Below are 18,810 nucleotides of genomic sequence, written 5' to 3' on the forward strand. Positions count from 1 at the left end.
GCAGGCGCCCGGCCTGCGCCGCAGAGCGGCGGCGCCGCGTCAGAGGAAAATGCTGCCCTTTAGGTACAAGGCGCCGTAGCCGCTGATGATCACCCGCCCGTTATCCAGCACCTGACACTCCAGCTGGCCCTTGCGCGCCCCGCCCTGCTGCGCCCGCAACTGGCGCTTGCCCAGGCGCGCGGCCCAGTAAGGCGCCAGGGAGGTATGGGCGGAACCGGTGACCGGGTCTTCATTGACCCCGACCCGCGGGCCGAACCAGCGCGAGACGAAATCGAACGCCCGGGACGGTGCCGTCACGGCGATGCCGCGCACATCGAACGCGGCCAGTGCGGCGAAATCGGGCTTGAGCGCCTCCACCAGAGCTTCGTCGTCCACCACCAGCAGATAGTCGTCGGTGCGGTACAGGGCCTCGGCCGCGGACAGGCCCAGGGCTTGCAGCAGGGCCGCAGGAATCGCCACGGCCTCGGGCTGCTTGGCGGGAAAGTCCATGGACAGCAGGCCGCCCTCGCGGCTCACCCGCAACTCGCCGCTGCGGGTGGCAAAGCGCAGCACGTCGCGGCGCTCGCCCAGTTGCTCGAACAGCACCCAGGCCGCCGCCAGGGTGGCGTGCCCGCACAGGTCGACTTCCACCGTGGGGGTGAACCAGCGCAGTTCGAAGACCTCGCCCCGGGGCACGAAATAGGCGGTTTCCGACAGGTTGTTCTCCAGGGCGATGCGCTGCAGCACCGCGTCCGGCAACCAGGCGTCCAGGGGGCACACCGCCGCCGGGTTGCCACCAAAGACATGGGAGGTAAAGGCATCCACTTGAAAGATATCGAGCTGCATCGCGGTCATTCCTCGGCGCCTTCGGCGCGGATCTGTTCCAGGTAGTTGTAGACGGTGTAGCGGGTCACCCCGAGGGCCGCGGCGGCCTTCTCGATCCCGCCCTTGACGATGAACACCCCGCGCTCCTGCATCTGGCGCACAGCCTCCAGCTTGTGCGACTTGCTCATGCGCGTCGCGCTTGCAGGACAGGCGCCCTGGATGATCTGCGCCAGCAACTGCTCCATGTCGGGGGCTTCGTCGCGGCGCGGCGCAGGGGCGCTGCCCAGGCCCAGCAACTGGCCCAGGCAGGCGTGGGCGGCGGCGATGCCGCTCAGGTCGCTGTTGCTGCACAGGCTGGCGAAGGGCTGCCCGCTGCGGTCGCGAAAGATCACCGTGGAGCTGCGTAGCTCGCGGCCGTCGGGGGCCAGGGTCGGGTAGTTCTCCAGTACCAGCGGGGTGCTCGCCGAGCGGTCCTGCAGGGCGCGCAGCACGGCGGCAAAGCCCAGGTCCCGGCGCGGCCCGCCCAGCACCGGATCACCCACCCGGCGCCCGGTGACATGGCCGTTGGCGATGGCGACGATCGACGACTCCGGGCGATCAAGGTCATGCAGGACGATTTCCACATGCTGGCCCACCACGCCGGCGAGCATCTGCAAGGTGCTGCCCAGCACCTGCAGGACCAGCTGGCGCTCGGCAAGAAGGGTATCGGAAGGCACGTTCATCGGTGTTTACCAAACTGGGCGGCCGGGAAAAATATCAACATACTGTTGAATATTCAACTTTTAGTTGATTGTACTGCCCTGCCCGGTCAGCCGATTACGGCAATTGCAGCGCCCGGGACATTGCGGCAATATTCGCAAATGTAAAACATTCTCATTAAATACTTTCCTTCAAGTGCCCCCCCATGACCCCCACCCTGCTCCTCGTGGAAGACGACGCCCGACTGCGCGACGATCTGCACCGGCATTTCCACCAGCGCGGCTTTGCCGTCACCCCTTGCAGCGATGGCCGCCAGGGCTTGGCCGCGGTGCGTGCCGGCCACTTCGACCTGGTGCTGCTGGACATCATGCTGCCGGGCATGGACGGCCTGGCCCTGCTGGAAACCCTGCGCCGGGAACAGGGCACGCCGGTGATGCTGATGTCGGCCCTGGGCGCCGAGCAGGACCGCATCACCGGCTTTACCCGGGGCGCCGACGACTACCTGCCCAAGCCTTTCAGCCTGGCCGAGCTGGATGCCCGCGCCGACGCCCTGCTGCGGCGCATGGCCCGGGTACAACAACCGTCGGCCACCCATCTGGACCGGCTGCTGAGCTTCGACGAACACGCCCAGGACGTGCTGCTCCAGGGCCGCGCCGCGGGCCTCACCGGTTCCGAATACCGGCTGCTGGTGACCCTGCGCGAGCACCCCGGGGAAACCCTGAGCAAGCCCTTTCTCTATCAGCACGTACTGCACCGCCTCTATACCCGCCTGGATCGCGGCCTGGATGTGCACGTGTGCAACCTGCGGCGCAAGCTCGCCGAGCTCGGGGTGCAGCACCTGCAGATCCAGGCGGTGCGCGGCGCCGGCTACATCCTGGTGGAAGCGGAGCGCCATTGATGCGCCGTCATCCCCTGCTGTGGAAACTGGCCGGCCTGCAGATCGGCTTCTGCCTGCTGCTGACCTGGATCATCTGGACCTGGGGCCTGTCGGCCGAGCGCAGCACCTACTTCCTCGACCCCGCCGATCGCCAGTACCTGGCCCGCTACGCGCAGCAGGCCGAGGCCGCCTGGCAACAGGGTGGCGCGGCGGCGGTGGATGCCTTCGAACAACGCCTGGCGGCCGAGGAGCACACCTGGGTCGCGGTGCTTGGCGCGCGCCTGCAACGCCTGGGCAGCACCCCGCTGAGCGCCGAGGACGCCAGCCACCTGACCTTCATGCGCAAGCTCGACTGGCCCATGAGCCGGCGCCTGCAGGACGAGCTGCCCTACGTCAGCATCGAATTTCCCGAGCACCCGGAACAGGGCCGGCTGGTGCTGCAATTGCCCGAGCGCCTGCTGCCCGGCGGCCTGACGCCCTGGACCCACCTCTTCAGCCATGGCGTGGTGCCGACCCTGCTGGCCGCCCTGCTCGGCCTGTTGCTCTATCGCCACCTGGTGCTGCCCCTGAACCGCCTGCGCGACCGCGCCGATGCCTTGCGCGCCGACCACCTGGACAGCCAGGGGCTGGGCACGCCGCTGGTGAAGCGCCACGACGAGTTGGGGGAGCTGGCGCTGGCCTTCGAGCACATGGCCGAGCGCCTGCGCCAGAGCCTGGCCCAGCAGCGCCTGCTGCTGCGCACCTTGTCCCACGAGTTGCGCACGCCCCTGGCGCGGCTGCGCATCGCCCATGACAGCCGCTTGCCGCCGGAGCAGTTGCGCCAGCGCCTGGACCGGGAAATCGCCGACATGCAGCGCCTGCTGGAAGACACCCTGGACCTGGCCTGGCTCGACACCGAACGCCCGCAACTGCCCACCGAAGCGGTGCAGGTGCTGTCGATCTGGGAAGCCCTGCGCGAGGACGCCTGCTTCGAAAGCGGCTGGCAGGCCGAGCGCCTGCCCTGTCTGCTGGGCCCCGACTGCCGGGTCCAGGTGCACCTGGACAGCATCGCCCAGGCCCTGGAAAACCTGCTGCGCAATGCCATTCGCTATTCCCCCGCCGATGGCCGGGTGAGCCTGCGCGGCTGGCGCGAAGGCGCCTGCTGGCACCTGTGCCTGGAAGACCAGGGGCCGGGGGTCGCCGAGCAGGACCTGCAACGGATGTTCCAGCCCTACCAGCGCCTGGACTCGGCCCAGGGCGAAGGGTTCGGCCTGGGCCTGGCCATCGCCCGGCGCGCCGTGGAGCTGCACCAGGGGCGGATCTGGGCCAGCAATGGCAACCCCGGGTTGTGCCTGCACCTGCTGCTGCCCGCCGCCTAGGCCCGCGACCTGGAAGTGTTTAGAAAGTTAATGCGCTTTACTCGCAAATAGCAGTCATTATCATTCGTGTTCTTCTGTTTCTGCCTCTGTCCCGGAGATCACCGATGTCCATGCCTTCGCTGCGTCCTTTCGCCCCTTTCCTGCTGTCCGGCTGCTGCCTGCTCAGCCATGCCGTGCAGGCCGCCAATGCAGGCGCTACCCAGCCGGTCCTGGAGCTGGAACCGCAGAATGTCATCGCCACCGCCAAGGAAGAAACCAAGCAGGCTCCCGGGGTCTCGGTGATCACCGCCGAGGACATCCAGAAACGTCCGCCGGCCAACGACCTGTCGCAGATCATCCGCACCATGCCCGGGGTCAACCTCACCGGTAACTCCACCAGCGGCCAGCGCGGCAACAACCGGCAGATCGACATCCGTGGCATGGGCCCGGAAAACACCCTGATCCTGGTGGACGGCAAGCCGGTGGGCAGCCGCAACTCGGTGCGCTACGGCTGGCGTGGCGAGCGCGACAGCCGCGGCGACACCAACTGGGTGCCGGCCGATCAGGTGGAACGCGTCGAAGTGATCCGTGGCCCGGCGGCGGCCCGCTACGGCAACGGCGCCGCCGGCGGGGTGATCAACATCATCACCAAGCAGGCCGGCGCCCAGCCCCACGGCAACGTCACGCTCTACAGCTCGTTCCCCAGCCACAAGGACGAAGGCGCGACCCAGCGCGCCAGCTTCGGCCTCAACGGCCCGCTGACCGACACCTTGAGCTATCGGCTCTACGGCAATGTGGCCAAGACTGATGCCGACGACGCCGACATCAACGCCGGCCATGAATCCCTGCGCACCGGCAACCAGGTCGGCACCCTGCCCGCCGGCCGCGAAGGCGTGCGCAACAAGGACCTCAACGGCCTCTTGAGCTGGCAACTGACCCCGGACCAGAGCCTGGACTTCGAAGCCGGCTTCAGCCGCCAGGGCAACCTCTACACCGGCGATACCCAGAACACCAACAGCAACAGCACGGTGAAAAACCTGCTGGGCCACGAGACCAACCGCAGCTACCGCCAGACCTATGCCCTGACCCATCGCGGCGAATGGGACTTCGGCAGCTCCATGGCCTACCTGCAATACGAGAAGACCCGCAACACGCGGATCAACGAAGGCCTGGCCGGCGGCACCGAAGGCATCTTCAGCAACAGCGAGTTCTACACCGCGGTGCTGCGCGACCTGACCGCCCACGGCGAAGTCAACCTGCCGCTGCACACAGGCTTCGAGCAGACCCTGACCCTGGGCAGCGAATGGTCGCAGCAAAAACTCGACGACCCCAGCGCCAACACCCAGAGCACCAGCGAAGGCGGCGCGGTCAGCGGCCTGAGCAGCAGCAACCGCAGTACCCAATCCAGCGCGCAGATCTTCTCGCTGTTCGCCGAGGACAACATCGAACTGCGCCCGGGGACCATGCTCACCCCGGGCCTGCGTTTGGACCATCACAGCATCGTCGGCGACAACTGGAGCCCATCGCTCAACCTGTCCCACGCCCTGAGCGACACCCTGACCCTCAAGGCCGGCATCGCCCGGGCCTACAAGGCGCCGAACCTGTACCAGCTCAACGCCGACTACCTGCTCTACAGCCGCGGCCAGGGCTGCTACGGCCAGAGCACCAGCTGCTACCTGCAGGGCAACGACCGGCTCAAGGCGGAAACCAGCGTCAACAAGGAACTGGGCCTGGAGTACAAGGCCGACGGCTGGGTCGCCGGCCTGACCTACTTTCGCAACGACTACAAGAACAAGGTCGAATCCGGCCTGGCCCCGGTGAGCCGGGCCAGCGGCGGCAGCGGCGCCTACCGCAACGCGGCGATCTACCAGTGGGAAAACGTGCCCAAGGCCCTGGTGGAAGGCCTGGAAGGCACCCTGACCATTCCCCTGGCCAGCCAGCTGACCTGGAACAACAACTTCACCTACATGCTGCAATCGAAGAACAAGCAGACCGGCGACTACCTCTCGGTGACCCCGCGCTACACCCTCAACTCGATGCTCGACTGGCAGGCCGCCCAGGACCTGTCGCTGCAGGCCAGCGTGGCCTGGTACGGCCAGCAGACGCCGAAGAAGTACGACTACCACGGCGACCGGGTCACCGGCAGCGCCACCCAGCAACTGGCGCCCTACGCCATTGCCGGGGTCAGCGGCACCTACGCCCTGACCCGCCACCTGAGCGTCACCGCCGGGGTCGACAACCTGTTTGACAAACGCCTGTTCCGTGAAGGCAATGCCCAGGGCGTGAACAACATCGCCGGGGCCGGCGCCGCCACCTACAACGAACCCGGGCGCACCTTGTACACCAGCCTGAGCGCATCGTTCTGAACCAATAACGAGAAAGCCTGATGAGCACTTTTTTTCTGCCCCTGGCCCTGGCCCTAACCCTGGCCTGGAACCTGGCGGGAGCGGCGCTGGCCGCCCCCGCCCCGGACCAGCCCATGGACCGCAGCCTGCTACAGCGCCAGGACCTGCCCTATCGCTTCAGCAGCCTGCAACTGGATTCCGCCGACGGCCAGCGCCACTACCAGCTGTGGATCGGCCAGCCGCTGCAGGCGCCGCCGCCCCAGGGTTACCCGGTGCTGTGGATGCTCGATGGCAACGCCGCCCTCGGCGCTCTGGACCCCGAGCAGCTCAAGCGCCTGGACCGGGGCCCGGCGCCGCTGCTGGTGGCGGTGGGGTACCAGACCCCACTGCGCATCGAGCGCAACGCCCGCACCTACGATTACACCCCGCAGCAGCCGGGCCTGGCGCAGCAGCAAGACCCGCTGACCGGGAAGCCTAGCGGCGGTGCCGAGGCCTTCCTGCAGGTGTTGCGTGAGCGCATGCGCCCGGCCGTGGCGGCGAAGGCGCCGATCGACCCGGCGCAGCAGACCCTGTGGGGCCATTCCTATGGCGGCCTGCTGGTGTTGCAGGCGTTGTTCGCCCGGCCCCAGGAGTTTCGTCACTACGCCGCCGCGAGTCCTTCGCTGTGGTGGGGCGACGGCCTGATCCTGACTCAGGCCCAGGGCCTGGCCGGGCGCCTTCACGGCCAGCGTGCACAACTGTTGCTGATGCGTGGCGGCGCCGAGCCGGGCAACCCGCGTCAGCCAGCGGGGCCCGAGGCCGACCAGCGCGCCCGCCAGTTGCAGGCGCAACTGGCCCAGGTGCCGGGATTGACCCTGGACTACCACAGCTTCGAAAAACTCGGCCATGGCGAAACCCTGGCGGCGTCGCTGCACTACGTGCTGCAGCGGCTCTATCTGCCGGCGACCAAGGACTGAAAACACTGCGCCCGGGTGCAAGGCCCGGGCGCCGAGTTCCAGCGCAAGAGACGGGGTGCAAGCCTTGGGACGGCGGGCTAATCTGCCGCTCGCCCCCCCTTGCCCCGGATCGCCAATGCCCACCTGCCCCGCCACTCGTTTTCTTGCCGCACTGGATGCCGACTGGGCCGCACTGATCGCCGTCGTCGGTCCCTGCCTGCACCAGCCCCGCCCGGAGCGCGCGCCTTATCAGGCGCTGGTGCGCGCGGTGGCCTACCAGCAACTGCATGCCCGCGCCGGCGACGCGATACTCGGCCGCCTGCGCGCGTTGTTTCCCGGGCAGGCCTTCCCCACGCCCCGGCAACTGGCCGATGCCAGCCTGGAGAGCCTGCGCGGCTGCGGCTTCTCCGCACGCAAGGTGGCGACCCTGCACGGCATCGCCCAGGCCACCCTCGACGGCCGCGTCCCCGATGCCGCCAGCGCCCGCGGCCTGGACGATGAACAGCTGATAGAGCGCCTGACCCAACTGCCCGGCATTGGCCGCTGGACCGTGGAGATGCTGTTGATCTACAGCCTTGAGCGCGAGGACATCTTGCCGGTGGACGACTTTGGCGTACGCGAAGGCTACCGCCGCCTCAAGGGCCTGGAGCAACCGCCCAGCCCCCGCCAGCTGCGCCAGATCGGCCAGGCCTGGAGCCCCTGGCGCACCACCGCCGCCTGGTACCTGTGGCGCGTGCCGCCCCGCCAACCGTAACCCTGTAGCCGCTGCCGCAGGCTGCGAAAAGCCCCGAAGGGGCTTCAGGGGCCTCAAGAACGGCGCCTGCTTCGCAGTCGTTCGCAGCCTGCAGCAGCGGCTACAGATAGCCAGTGCCTTGTTGACCTGCCTAGCCAGTTGGGCAAGGCCAGGGAGATCAGGGGGACGTAGGTCACCAGGATCAGGAACAGCAGCAGGATCGACAGTCGGCCCGACTCCAGCAGCACCTTGGCGCGGTCGCGCAGCCTCATGTCGCGGTACACGAACAGCGCGACTCAGGCCGAGTACACCAGCATGACGATCGACGGCGGAATCAGGATGCCCCGGGGCCCGGCGTTGCAGATGATCTCGGCGCCGAATCCCGTGGGGTAGCATGAGCGCACCCTGCCCGCCACGGCAATCGAGCCCACCGTCGCCACCGTGGCCAGCGACGAACCGGACAACGCAGCGCACAGCATGCAGGCCGGCACCGCGACAATCGCCAAGCCGCCACGGATGTACCCGACGCCAGCGCCGGCGAGGGGGCAATTGAACCGCAGGCGCGGAACCCCTAAAGTCACGCCCCTCGATATCAATCCGAGGTCAACGATGACCGCACTGCGCCTGACGACCCTGCACACCACCCAAGCGGTGCTGGACGCCTTCCGCGGCAGCGAGGTGTCCGCCGAGGTGCTGCTGGAAGGCAGCGGCATCCAGTTGGCGGACCTGGAGCTGCCCAACAGCCTGATCAACATCAGCCAGGAAATGCGCGTGTTCAGCAACGCCGTGGCCTTTCGCCAGGACCTGGGGCTGGTGCTGGGACGCAACCTGCACATCAGTGCCTACGGCATGTTCGGCCTGACCCTGCTGACCAGCGCCACCCTGCGTGAGGGCTGGTCCCTGGCGCTGCGCTACCCCTTGCTGCTGGGCACCTTCTTCCACCTCGACCTGCAGATCCGCGACGGCCTGGCCTGGCTCACCGCCGACCAGTACAGCGAAACCGAGCTTGAGGTGTTCAACACCGACTTCTGCATGTCGTCCTACCGGGTCACCTGCCAGGACCTGCTGGGCTGCAAGCTGCCGCTGCGCGAGGTGCACCTCAAGCACCCGCCGCAACCCTATCTGGACAGCTACGAGCAGGCGTTCAATTGCCCGGTGCAGTTCAATGCCGGACACAACGCCATCGGTTTCGACCTGGAATGGCTGGACCGGCGCCTGCCCCTGGCGGACCTGGTGACCCAGAACGACATGCTGCAACGCTGCATCCGCCTCAACGAGGAGCTCAGCGCGCGGCCGACCTGGATCGATCAGGTGCGGCGCATCCTCAATGAACAGCTGCACGCGGTGCCGGACTTCGACAGCCTGGCGCGCCAGGTGCATTGCTCCCCGAGCACCCTGCGCCGGCGCCTGCGGGCCCAGGACACCAGCTATCAGCAGTTGCTCGATGAGCTGCGCTATGCCCGGGCGCAACAGTTGCTGGGCCAGCACAGCCTGCCCATCTACCGCATCGCCGAAGCCCTGGGCTTCAAGGAGACGGCCAGTTTCCGCCATGCCTTCCAGCGCTGGAGCGGCGTCGCGCCCGGACGCTTCCGGCAACTGGCCGGCCAGCTCGGTCCGCTCTCGGACCAGGCGCAAGATTGACGCTAAATATCCCCTATTGACCGTTGCCAACATTCTCTCAGGGGCCCATCCGGCCAAGAATGACTCCCCCGGAAGGTCCCGCTTATTTCAGACATGGAGTTGTCAGATGAAATTGCTGCATACCGCCCTCACCCGCCTGGCCCTGAGCTGCTCCCTGAGCGCCCTGGCCCTGAGCGCCAGCTTCAGCGCCCACGCCGCCCCCGAGCGCACGGTGAACATCTTCAACTGGTCGGAGTACATCGCTCCCAACACCATCAAGGATTTCCAGGCCAGCACCGGGATCAAGGTCAAGTACGACATCTTCGAAAGCAACGAAGTGCTGGAAGCCAAGCTGCTGACCGGCAACAGCGGCTATGACGTGGTGGTGCCTTCCAGCGGTTTCGTCAGCAAGCAGATCGCCGCGGGGGCGTTCCAGCCCCTGGACCGCGCGCAACTGCCGAACTGGAAGAACCTCGACCCGGCGGTGATGAAGCTGCTGGCCCAGAGCGATCCGGGCAACCGCTACGTGATTCCCTACATGTGGGGCACCAACCTGATCGGCTACAACCGCGACAAGGTCCAGGAACTGCTGGGCAGCGAGGCGCCAGTCAACAGCTGGGACCTGGTGTTCAAGGAAGAGAACCTGAAGAAGCTCAGCCAGTGCGGCGTGACCTTCCTCGACTCGCCAGCCGAAATGCTGCCTCTGGCCCTGCACTACCTGGGCCTGGACCCCAACAGCCAGAACCCCGAGGACTACCGCAAGGCCGAGGCCCTGCTGCTCAAGCTGCGTCCTTACGTGCGCTACTTCCACAGCGCCAAGTGGATGGGCGACATCGCCAACGGCAACATCTGCGTGGCCGTGGGCTACTCCGGCGGCTTCCTGCAGGCGGCCAACCGCTCCAACGAGGCCAAGAACGGCGTGCACATCGAAATGCGCATTCCCAAGGAAGGCACCCTGGTGTGGTTCGACACCGTGGCCATTCCCGCCGGCGCCAAGCACGTGGACACCGCCCACGCGGTCCTCAATTACCTGATGGAGCCCAAGGTCATCGCCTCCATCAGCAACTATGTCGGCTACCCCAATGGCATCACCGACTCCAAACCCTTCATCCAGCAGTCGCTGCTGGACAACCCGGACCTGTTCCCCAGCGCCGCGACCATGACCCGCCTGTTTCCCCTGGCACCGCTGCCGGCCAAGGCCGAACGCGTCCGCACCCGCACCTGGGTCAAGGTCACCAGTGGCCGCTGAGTCACTCACCGCGAAGGCTTGCCGGAGCCCCGCGCAGCGCGTTCCTGCAGCCCTTCCATGCCGTGGCGCAGCCTGCGCCCGGCGTGCCTGAACCCAGAGTCGAATATGTCGTTACCCAATTCCCGTCACGTGGCCCTGCACCAGCTGTCGATCGAGGCGCTGCTGCAAGGCTTCGCCAGCTTGCAGTTCACCCCGGTGGACCTGCTGCAGGCCGTCCTGGCACAGATCGAGCGCCACGAGCCGCAGCTCAACGCCCTGTGTGAACGCCAGGATCAGGCCGCGCTGCTGGCCGCCCAGGCGTCCACCGCGCGCTGGGCCGCCGGGCAGCCGCTGGGCCGGCTCGACGGCATTCCGATTCTGGTCAAGGACAACCACGACATTCGCGGCTGGCGCACCCGCAACGGCTCCAGAGCCCTGGCCGAGCGTGCGGCGCTGCCCCACGACTCATCCCTGGTGGCGCGCCTGCGCGAGGCCGGGGCGATCTTCATCGCCAAGACCACCCTGCCCGAGCTGGGCAGCACGCCGCTGACCGACAGCCCCCTGACCGGGGTCACCCGCAACCCGTGGAACCTGGCCCTGCATGCCGGTGGCAGCAGTGGCGGCAGCACCGCGGGGGTCGCCGCCGGTTATGCCCCGGCGGCCACCGGCAACGATGCCGCCGGATCGATCCGCACCCCGTCGAGCTTCTGCGGGGTCATAGGTTTCAAGCCCAGCCACGGGCTGGTGTCCGCCTGCCCGAGCATCGACCCCGGCGGCATGCCGGCCGAAGGGCCGATTGCCCGCCACGTGCGCGACATCGCCTTGCTGATGGAGTTCATGAGCCAGCATGAACCCGGCGAACCCTTTGCCTGGTCCCATGGCCCGACGGATTTTCTCGCTGCCATCGAGGACGGTGTCAGCGGCCTGCGCATCGCCTTCAGCGCCGACCTGGGCTACGCCGCCCATGTCGACCCGCAGATCGCCACGGCCTGCCTGAGCGCCGCCCAGCTGCTGCAACAGGCCGGCGCGACCCTGGTCCTGGCCTCGCCGGACATCGGCAACCCGGCGCCGAACTACCTGCGGGCCTGGCCGGTGGAAGTGGCCTGCGCGGTGACCCAGGAAATACCCGGTGAAAACCGCCACCTGGTCGGCGACTTTCTGCAGCAGGCTCAGGTCCGGGCACGCCAGCTCAACGCCCTGGACTACGCCTGCGCGGTGCAGGAACGGCATCAGGTGGCCCAGCGACTGCACGGGTTTCTCGGTGAATACGACCTGCTGCTAACCCCCACCGCGGTGGTCGAGCCGTTCGCCGCGGAACGCCAGATGCCGCCGGACTGGCCGGAACACGTCAGCGCCATGTGGCAGCCGACCACCTTTCCCTTCAATTTCAGCCGCCAGCCGGCGCTGAGCATGCCCTGCGGCCTGAGCGCCGCCGGCCTGCCCATAGGCCTGCAGATCGTCGCCCGCTTCGGCCGCGACGCTCTGGTCCTGCGGGCCGCCCGGGCCCTGGAAAAACTGCTGCCTGCGGGAGTGTTCAGCCACCCCGCCGGGCTGCTCGACGCCCCCGGGCGCGAATTGCACTGAACAACCCGCTGACGCAGCAACAGCGCGTCGCTTTACGGACAAGGAGGTGGACCATGGACTCTTCAAGCAGTTGGTATCAAGACACCCAATTCGACCATGACATTTACGTGATGATCATCCGCGAGCCCAGCTCACCGAGCCTGTATGCCCACCAGTCCGGCCCCAGCTTCAGCTACGTGGGACGCCTCACCGGCCATGGCCAGCACCCGTGCTTTTCCGTGCACTTTGCCTGCCCGCCCTACGGCAACGACTACACCAGCACCGAAGCCGCGCTGCAGGCCGGCCTGGCCCATGGCCGCGCGCTGATCGAACACTGGCGCACCCGGGGCAGCAAACCGCCGGCGCGCAACGCCGAAGTGGCCCTCTCCAGCTACAACAGTTGAATGCCTTGCAGGCCCCCGGCTGAGGGGCCGGGCCTGTCAGTCCGCCGCCAGTGAGTTCAGGTAGTGCATGGCCTGGCGGTACTTTTCCAGGCGCCGGAGGTCTTCGGCGCCCGGTTCGGGAATTCGCGACAGGTCGCTGTTATCCGCCAGGTCCGCAAGCTTGACCCGGCGAGCCAGGGGATTGGCCGCCGCGCGCCGGATGAAGGCCGGGTAATCCTCCCCCTCGACCTTGGTCAAGGCCGACAGCGCCGCCAGCACCGCCGCGGAAAAACCTTCGCCGCGCAGTTGCTCCAGGGTCACCGCGCTGTCCTCCAGCACATCGTGCAGCACCGCGACAATGCGCTCCTCGGGCCGCTGCAGACCCAGCATGACCCGCAGCGGATGCAGGATGTAGGGCGCACCGCCCTTGTCGACCTGCCCGGCATGGGCCTGGGCGGCGATGGCGATCGCCCGCTCCAGGCTGCTCATGAGCCGGTACCGCGGCAGGGAGAACGCACAAAGACCTGGGGCATGGCGGACCTCGAACGAAAAAATCGACCGCGCCATGATACCCCCCGGGCCGCGTACCAGGGCGAGCCCGCTCGGGTATCCGCGCAACCGGCCATTGATGCCGGGCCATGACCGATGATCGCCGGCCACCGCGCGACTGCAGCAGACATTGATGTCGATCAAGCGCCCGGATCGGCGCCGGGTTAAAGCTTGGGGCAATTGCTTGTCCTTTGCCTTTCCGGAGACTTGATCATGTCCAGCACTGCTCTCGATATCCTCGCCCAACCGCCCTTTCCGGCCCAGCAAGGCCAATACTGGATCGACGCCCTGAGTGACGGCAGCCATGTGCTGATCCGCCCGCTGCGCCGCCAGGACCGGGATCGGGAAAAGGCCTTTATCGAAAACCTCTCTCCCGTCACCCGGCACCAGCGCTTTCTCGGTGAGGTCAAGGAAGTCGGCGATCAGTTGCTGGATCAGCTGATGGACGTCGGCACCCCGCAACGGGTGGCCTACGTGGCCCTGGTCCACGACAACGGCGAACTGCGGGAAATCGGCATCAGTCGCTATGCCCAGGTCGACGACCAGCCCTGGCGCTGCGAGTTCGCCGTGACCATTGCCGACCAATGGCAAGGCAAGGGCCTCGGCGCGCTGCTGATGCAGCACCTGATCGACGAAGCCCGCGCCAATGGCTTCCAGCAACTGTATTCGGTGGACAGCGCCGCCAACTACAGCATGCGCCGCCTGGCCAAACAGCTGGGCATGCGCAGCAGCATCGACCCTGACGATGCGACCCAGGTGATCCACAGCCTGGCCCTGTAACCGCCCACGCACCGCACCGCGCCGCGCCTCGGCTTGAGGCGCGGTTGCAGCGGCCAACGCCCCAAGATGCCATGACTCGCGCGTACCGCGCTCAGCCCATACGGAACTCGTTCCCCTCGCGGTATCAGACCCGATGTTCAATACAGGCTCAGGTTACGCAACAGGCCAGTATCGACATCAACGTGAGCCAGCCTGCCGCGCCGATCGAACAGCAACCAGTCGCCCCCCAGGCAACGCACACCGACTGCACAGGACTCAGGCCAGATCAGGCTCGCCGCCAACTGTGCCCGAGGACGGTGAATGAAGTGCCACATCTGCTCACCCGATGCAGTGAAGTAGCCGGCAACCAGCCATTGTTCACTGAGCTGTGCTCGCGGTGACTGGTAGAGATCGTCCCCCAGGCCAGGCACGCGCCAGCCCTGTCGATTGTTTGCCAACTCCAGTATCAGCACCGGTTCGGCCGCTTCGGAGGCCTTTACCCAGACACTGAATACGGCACCGTCTTGGCTCAAGCGACGCTGGGGCAACGGACCATCAACGTCCTTTGCAACCGCCTGCAAGCGGTCGCGGGCACACAGGCGTCGTTCCGGCAGCCGGTAGTGCCAGCATTCACTCTCACCTGACTCGCTACCGATCCACCACCATTCATTCTGCGCATCAGCCTGCAGTTGCAAGACCTGGCCCGGCAAATCGCCGACGTGCCACAGGGTCCTGAAACCATGGTCCACATCCACCACCCGTACCTCCTGTTCCAGGCCAATGGTCCAGGCCACACCATCGAACTCACGGGCAAACTGCTGCAGCATCAGCGTTCCCAGGTCCCTAGCCTGACGCTGCACCAGATCCAGCTTGCTGACACGCCAGACCTTGTCACGCCGGGCCAGCACCAGCGCTACCTGCCGCCCATGTGCCAGGACAATCTGCCAGGCTGGCAGCGCAAAATTGAACAGCACCCGCCCTTGCGCGTCGACCACCGCCGCACCGGCCTCCCCGAGCGCCAGCAGATAACGCCCGTCGTCCAGGGGCACGGCATCGAGGATCGGACGAGCGCCGGCATCGCCCGCACGCCACTCAAGCGGCTCATTGCGCTCGGCCAGGGCCACAGGCCGGTGGCGCGGCAACAGCCTGGCGGGCAGGTCCTGCTGCAACAGCTTGTTCTGACTCAGTTTGACCAGCGACAGCAACTGGGCCGTCTGCATCTGCCCCACGCCTTGAGCGGCGTCGGCCAGCAGCGCGTGCACCAGGGCGTTTGCCAGCCAGGCCAGCGGCTTGCTCTGCGACTTGTGCTGCAACAACGCCTCGGCCAGCGCCGCACGTTCGGTGCTGCGCTGCGGCTCGTCACGCAGTTGCATCAGATAGTCGGCATAGGCATCCAGGGTGTCCGGCAGCAGGATGGCACGCTTGACCAGGGCTGCCGCCGCCAGTCGTCCTCCAGCGGCCTCGGCGGCGAGCAGCCATTGAGCCGCCCGCTCACGCTCGGCTGGCAGGCTCCAGATCATATCCACCGCCTGCAGCCACAAACCTTGACGCGTCAGGTGATATGCCCATTCCAGGCGCAACTGCTCGGCCTGCTCTGGCCAGCGCTCTTGCAGCAGCACCACCGCATCGGCGAACGCGTCGTCACGCCGCGCGACATGCAGGGCTTGCTGCCAATCCCCGGCCAGGCACAGCAAGCGGACAATCACCGACGCCGGAGAGTCCCAGGCCAGGGCCAGGCCGGCCGCCTGTTCGAAGCGCCCATGACGCTCCAGGTAGTCCAGGGCTTCCTGATGGGCGTTGAGCAGCTCGGCGAGGACAAACACGGCCTCCTCGATACGCCCCTCACGGTCCAGCCGGTTGAAGCTCTGCCGATAGACCTGGCGCAGGTGCTCGCGAATCTCATCGTTGAGCATCAGGTTGCGCGATACCGATTCCCCGCGGTTCAGGTCAAGGTCCTTGCGTGGTTGCGGGGTAGCAAAAGAAGGATCGCTCGGCATGCCGTCCTTCATCAGCGGAATCGCGTGGCGCAGGGCCTCGTCTAACTGGCCACGCTCGAACATGTCGAGCATGCGCTGCAGATAGGCCGCCTGGCGCCGACCATACAGGTCTTGCCAGACCACTCCCTGAACCAGACGCTGCAGCCAGTTGCGCCAGACTGACGGCTTGAAGCGCCGTGCCTGGGCCCGGGGCTTGATCGCTGGCGCCTGCTGACAGGCCGACTCCGCCGCCCAGGCCCCGCCCTCGGCACTATTACCCGGCGTCCCCCCCTGGTCCTGGACAAGGCCTTGAGCAGCACGCTTGGTCGCCGAGTGCTGGGAGCCCTTGCCGCTCACGCCGGGCTGAACCCGCAACTGGCGGCCCAGCCATGCCAGAAACAGAGTAAACAGCACGGCACTGAGCAGTATCGATGCAATCCACAGCAGCAGATCCTCGGGCCCGGCTTGCGCGTCGATCTGCCGGGGCTTGAGCAGGCTGTGGCCCAGGTTGAAGAACAGCATCAGGCCCAACAACGCCAGGCCGCCATGCAGCAGCCAGCGCTGCTTGCCAGGCGCCGACATGGCTTGGACTGCCTGCCCCATGGAGAACTTGCGCGCCTTGCCGGTCGTCGATTGACGCGACTGCCGCTCGGCCAAAGCCCGCATGACCACCTCACGCTCCGGGTCCGGCGCGGCCACACAGTGACCCAGGATCTGACGGATGTCGCTCTGTAGCGGCTCTGGCTCAGGGAGCTGGGACGGTAGGCTCATCTGGCAGTCGAAGGTATCGAATAACGGGTAGTCGCCGAGCTCTAGCCAGCTTCCAGGCGCCAGCAAACGGGAAGATGCCAATTGCAGGGCCTGTACCTGACCACCACGGACCAACCAGAGATCGGCCTGTGGCAAGGCCTGACGCTCTTGCGGGTCCAGCGCTGCCGAGCACAAGACCGGCCCGAGACGTATCAACGGCCACCCCTCAAGCTGCTCACACACCCGCCACTGAGGCTGGGCGAACGACAATAGGTCACCGTCGGCAAAACGCCGGGCGCTGGCGCCGGGTTGCCATTGCTCAAGGATCATTCGCTGGCGCTGCGCTTCACTGAAGCGCTCATGGGCAAACCACAGAGCCGCCACCGGCTGCCTGCCCTGCAACAACGGACGACGGATCACCCAGGCGGTCGACTCAGGCATGGGATAGCTCCTCGCTGGGTTTCAGGTTGCAGTGGATCTGCAGGCGCATCCGCTCCTGCGCCAGGGAATAGACCAGCAGCTCGCGCGTTCCGGTGAGCACTGCAATCAATCCGCTGATGGAGCAGAAGCTGCTCTTGACGACTTCATCGCTGCAACTGAACAAGACCCGCTGCTCGCCCGAGTGATAAAGCGCAACGGTGCGTCTATCGGGTCCCAGTAAAACCAGTGAGTTGCCCTCGCGCACGGGGTCATGCCACAGGCCGAAGCCACGCCACCTCGGTGCCAGGCGCAGTTCCTGACTGCCGCTGCGCGTCAGCAGTTGCCAGCGCTCGCCCGCGGCGCCTGGTGTCAGCAAAGCGCAGGCACCGAAGTCCTTTTGCCAATGCCCTCCGGCCGCCACCAGTATCTGTGTAACCCCGGCGGCGGCCCCTAAACGGTAGGTCTGGCGAATTTCGCCTCCTGCACAAGCGGTGCGTGCCAGTAATTGCCCGGCCTCTTCACGCACATACACCAAGGTCTGGGAATCGACCTTGGACAGGCCCAGAACATGGTCTGCCAGCAGCAGACAAGTGCCGGGGGGCTCATCGGGGGAGGCATGACGCAGCACTGACCATCTGGCCAGCCGCCCCTCACTGTCGAGAACAAAATAGCGCCCATGATTCTCATCGTGCAGCCAGGCGCAGGCCAGCAGCGTCGCGGTGCCCGACGGCAGCTTGAGCACATCTGGACTGGGACGCAAGACATCTGGCAGGCCGCCTACGTTCCAGAACGACAGGCGATCGTCATAGCTGAGCAACGCCCCCGGCTTGCGCCTCACGAAGCTCATGGCCAAGGGCCGGCAGCTGGATTTCCAGAGCTGCTGGTGAATCGTCGCAGGCCTCTTGTGCGCCGCACTCGGCAACCTGAGGATCAGGCATCCGGGCTGGTCCAGCAGCACCATGGCAATGTGGGTTCCGGCATCGGAGATGACCGGCGCCAGCGTCAGCAGCACCCGTGGAGCAGCAATCGCAGAGCGCCCTTCTACAGCCGCAGGCGTCTGGAACTCGCCCTTGAGCAAGCGCAGGCCGGCATTGACCGGGGGAATTGGCAAGCACGTCCTGGCCCGCCTGGCGCCGCTGATCTCGACCTCCAGGGAGCCACCGTCGAGGCTTTGCTGCACCTGCACCTGATAGCGACCGGCCAGGCCCATGTCGTCGATCGGCAGCCGCTGCCCGATCACCCAGCATTCAGCCCAAGGTTCGGACTGCGCGCTCAGCCATTCACTCCAGCGCTGCCCATGCTCCGGCTCCACGCACTGGAAGGTCCGTTGCCCCAGCAGGTGCCGTAACTGCACCGCCGTCTCCAGTTTGTGCAGCTGGTTGTCGGCATCCTGCAGGACGCCCCAGCGAAACTCCGCGCCTGCCGCACGCGCACGCTGCGCCAGGATGATCATCAGCGCCAGGTGAACCAGCCTTGGCGCGCCCAGCTGCAAGGGCCCGGCATCAAACAGCGCAATCAGCGTGCCGCTGGCCTGGTGGGTCCGGTATTGAGGCGCAACGAACAGATGCTCCGCGCTAACAGCACGCCGCAGAAATTCCTCCGGCAGCTCCTCGGCCAGCAGCCATTCGCTGGCAAGCAAACGCTCATAGGAGCCTCGTTGGTGCAGATCGCCCAGGCCATCGGGCTCCGGATCACCGCCCTGCAGTCGCCCGCTGAGCGGCCCCAGCAGCGGATGCAGGCGCCGCAGACAATCGCCCAGCACGGTTTGCAACTCGAGATCGAGCCAATGCAGCCAATCGCTCCAGGGTTGAAGGCTTTGCGGTAACTGCATA

15 protein-coding genes and 1 pseudogene are annotated in these 18,810 nt (G+C 66.7%); 10 read left to right on the forward strand and 6 right to left on the reverse strand.

The genetic code is table 11. The features are described from left to right. Window positions 1-39: 39 nt before the first annotated feature. Window positions 40-825 (reverse strand): PhzF family phenazine biosynthesis protein, encoded by a 786-nt coding sequence (locus L1O02_RS17530; protein ID WP_108544041.1) that lies wholly within the window; start codon window positions 823-825, stop codon window positions 40-42. Between the two features lie 5 nt (window positions 826-830). Further along, complete coding sequence (locus L1O02_RS17535) at window positions 831-1,526, reverse strand: PAS domain-containing protein (RefSeq protein ID WP_060838957.1); 696 nt, start codon at window positions 1,524-1,526, stop codon at window positions 831-833. Between the two features lie 182 nt (window positions 1,527-1,708). Between L1O02_RS17535 and L1O02_RS17540 the strand changes: the two genes are divergently transcribed. From L1O02_RS17540 to L1O02_RS17560, 5 genes are all read left to right on the forward strand, one after another. Further along, window positions 1,709-2,401 carry a response regulator transcription factor gene (locus L1O02_RS17540; protein WP_108543224.1) on the forward strand — a complete coding sequence of 231 codons (693 nt, stop codon included), beginning with the start codon at window positions 1,709-1,711 and terminating at the stop codon, window positions 2,399-2,401. Then, window positions 2,401-3,738: a sensor histidine kinase gene (locus L1O02_RS17545; RefSeq protein WP_108543222.1), complete on the forward strand. Its 1,338-nt coding sequence runs from the start codon at window positions 2,401-2,403 to the stop codon at window positions 3,736-3,738. Before L1O02_RS17540 ends, L1O02_RS17545 begins: the two co-directional genes overlap by 1 nt. A 104-nt stretch (window positions 3,739-3,842) precedes the next feature. Continuing rightward, window positions 3,843-6,083 carry a TonB-dependent siderophore receptor gene (locus L1O02_RS17550; protein WP_108543220.1) on the forward strand — a complete coding sequence of 747 codons (2,241 nt, stop codon included), beginning with the start codon at window positions 3,843-3,845 and terminating at the stop codon, window positions 6,081-6,083. A gap of 20 nt (window positions 6,084-6,103) precedes the next feature. Beyond that, window positions 6,104-7,018: an alpha/beta hydrolase gene (locus L1O02_RS17555; RefSeq protein ID WP_108543218.1), complete on the forward strand. Its 915-nt coding sequence runs from the start codon at window positions 6,104-6,106 to the stop codon at window positions 7,016-7,018. Window positions 7,019-7,133: 115 nt separating this feature from the next. Continuing rightward, window positions 7,134-7,751: a DNA-3-methyladenine glycosylase gene (locus L1O02_RS17560; RefSeq protein WP_108543216.1), complete on the forward strand. Its 618-nt coding sequence runs from the start codon at window positions 7,134-7,136 to the stop codon at window positions 7,749-7,751. A gap of 278 nt (window positions 7,752-8,029) precedes the next feature. On the opposite strand, the pseudogene L1O02_RS17565 reads toward L1O02_RS17560, so the two are convergent. Continuing rightward, window positions 8,030-8,269: pseudogene (locus L1O02_RS17565) on the reverse strand (TRAP transporter large permease subunit); the annotation flags it as partial. 70 nt (window positions 8,270-8,339) lie between these two features. On the opposite strand from L1O02_RS17565, the gene L1O02_RS17570 reads away from it, so the two are divergent. The 4 genes from L1O02_RS17570 (at window position 8,340) to L1O02_RS17585 (ending at window position 12,545) form a co-directional block, all read left to right on the forward strand. Further along, window positions 8,340-9,371, forward strand: coding sequence for an AraC family transcriptional regulator (locus L1O02_RS17570; protein WP_060838950.1), 1,032 nt, complete (start codon window positions 8,340-8,342; stop codon window positions 9,369-9,371). Window positions 9,372-9,477: 106 nt separating this feature from the next. Further along, window positions 9,478-10,599, forward strand: a complete 1,122-nt coding sequence (locus L1O02_RS17575) for a polyamine ABC transporter substrate-binding protein (protein WP_060843368.1) — start codon at window positions 9,478-9,480, stop codon at window positions 10,597-10,599. A 105-nt stretch (window positions 10,600-10,704) separates the two neighbouring features. Next, complete coding sequence (locus tag L1O02_RS17580; protein WP_108543212.1) at window positions 10,705-12,162, forward strand: amidase family protein; 1,458 nt, start codon at window positions 10,705-10,707, stop codon at window positions 12,160-12,162. Between the two features lie 53 nt (window positions 12,163-12,215). Beyond that, window positions 12,216-12,545, forward strand: a complete 330-nt coding sequence (locus L1O02_RS17585; RefSeq protein WP_060843366.1) for a hypothetical protein — start codon at window positions 12,216-12,218, stop codon at window positions 12,543-12,545. Between the two features lie 36 nt (window positions 12,546-12,581). Here the strand turns inward: L1O02_RS17585 and L1O02_RS17590 are convergent, their stop codons facing one another. Next, entirely contained in the window at window positions 12,582-13,013 is a 432-nt protein-coding gene (locus tag L1O02_RS17590) for an HD domain-containing protein (protein ID WP_060838946.1), read from the reverse strand. A gap of 273 nt (window positions 13,014-13,286) precedes the next feature. Between L1O02_RS17590 and L1O02_RS17595 the strand changes: the two genes are divergently transcribed. Then, window positions 13,287-13,853, forward strand: a complete 567-nt coding sequence (locus L1O02_RS17595; protein WP_108543210.1) for a GNAT family N-acetyltransferase — start codon at window positions 13,287-13,289, stop codon at window positions 13,851-13,853. A gap of 137 nt (window positions 13,854-13,990) precedes the next feature. On the opposite strand, the gene L1O02_RS17600 is transcribed toward L1O02_RS17595, so the two are convergent. Both L1O02_RS17600 and L1O02_RS17605 read right to left on the reverse strand, forming a co-directional pair. Then, window positions 13,991-16,999: a bpX6 domain-containing protein gene (locus L1O02_RS17600; protein ID WP_108543208.1), complete on the reverse strand. Its 3,009-nt coding sequence runs from the start codon at window positions 16,997-16,999 to the stop codon at window positions 13,991-13,993. Then, window positions 16,992-18,809: a hypothetical protein gene (locus L1O02_RS17605; protein ID WP_108543206.1), complete on the reverse strand. Its 1,818-nt coding sequence runs from the start codon at window positions 18,807-18,809 to the stop codon at window positions 16,992-16,994. Before L1O02_RS17605 ends, L1O02_RS17600 begins: the two co-directional genes overlap by 8 nt. Window position 18,810 lies beyond the last annotated feature (1 nt).

It is taken from the genome of Pseudomonas sp. BC42 (genome assembly GCF_021560055.1).
Classification (GTDB): Bacteria; Pseudomonadota; Gammaproteobacteria; order Pseudomonadales; family Pseudomonadaceae; genus Aquipseudomonas.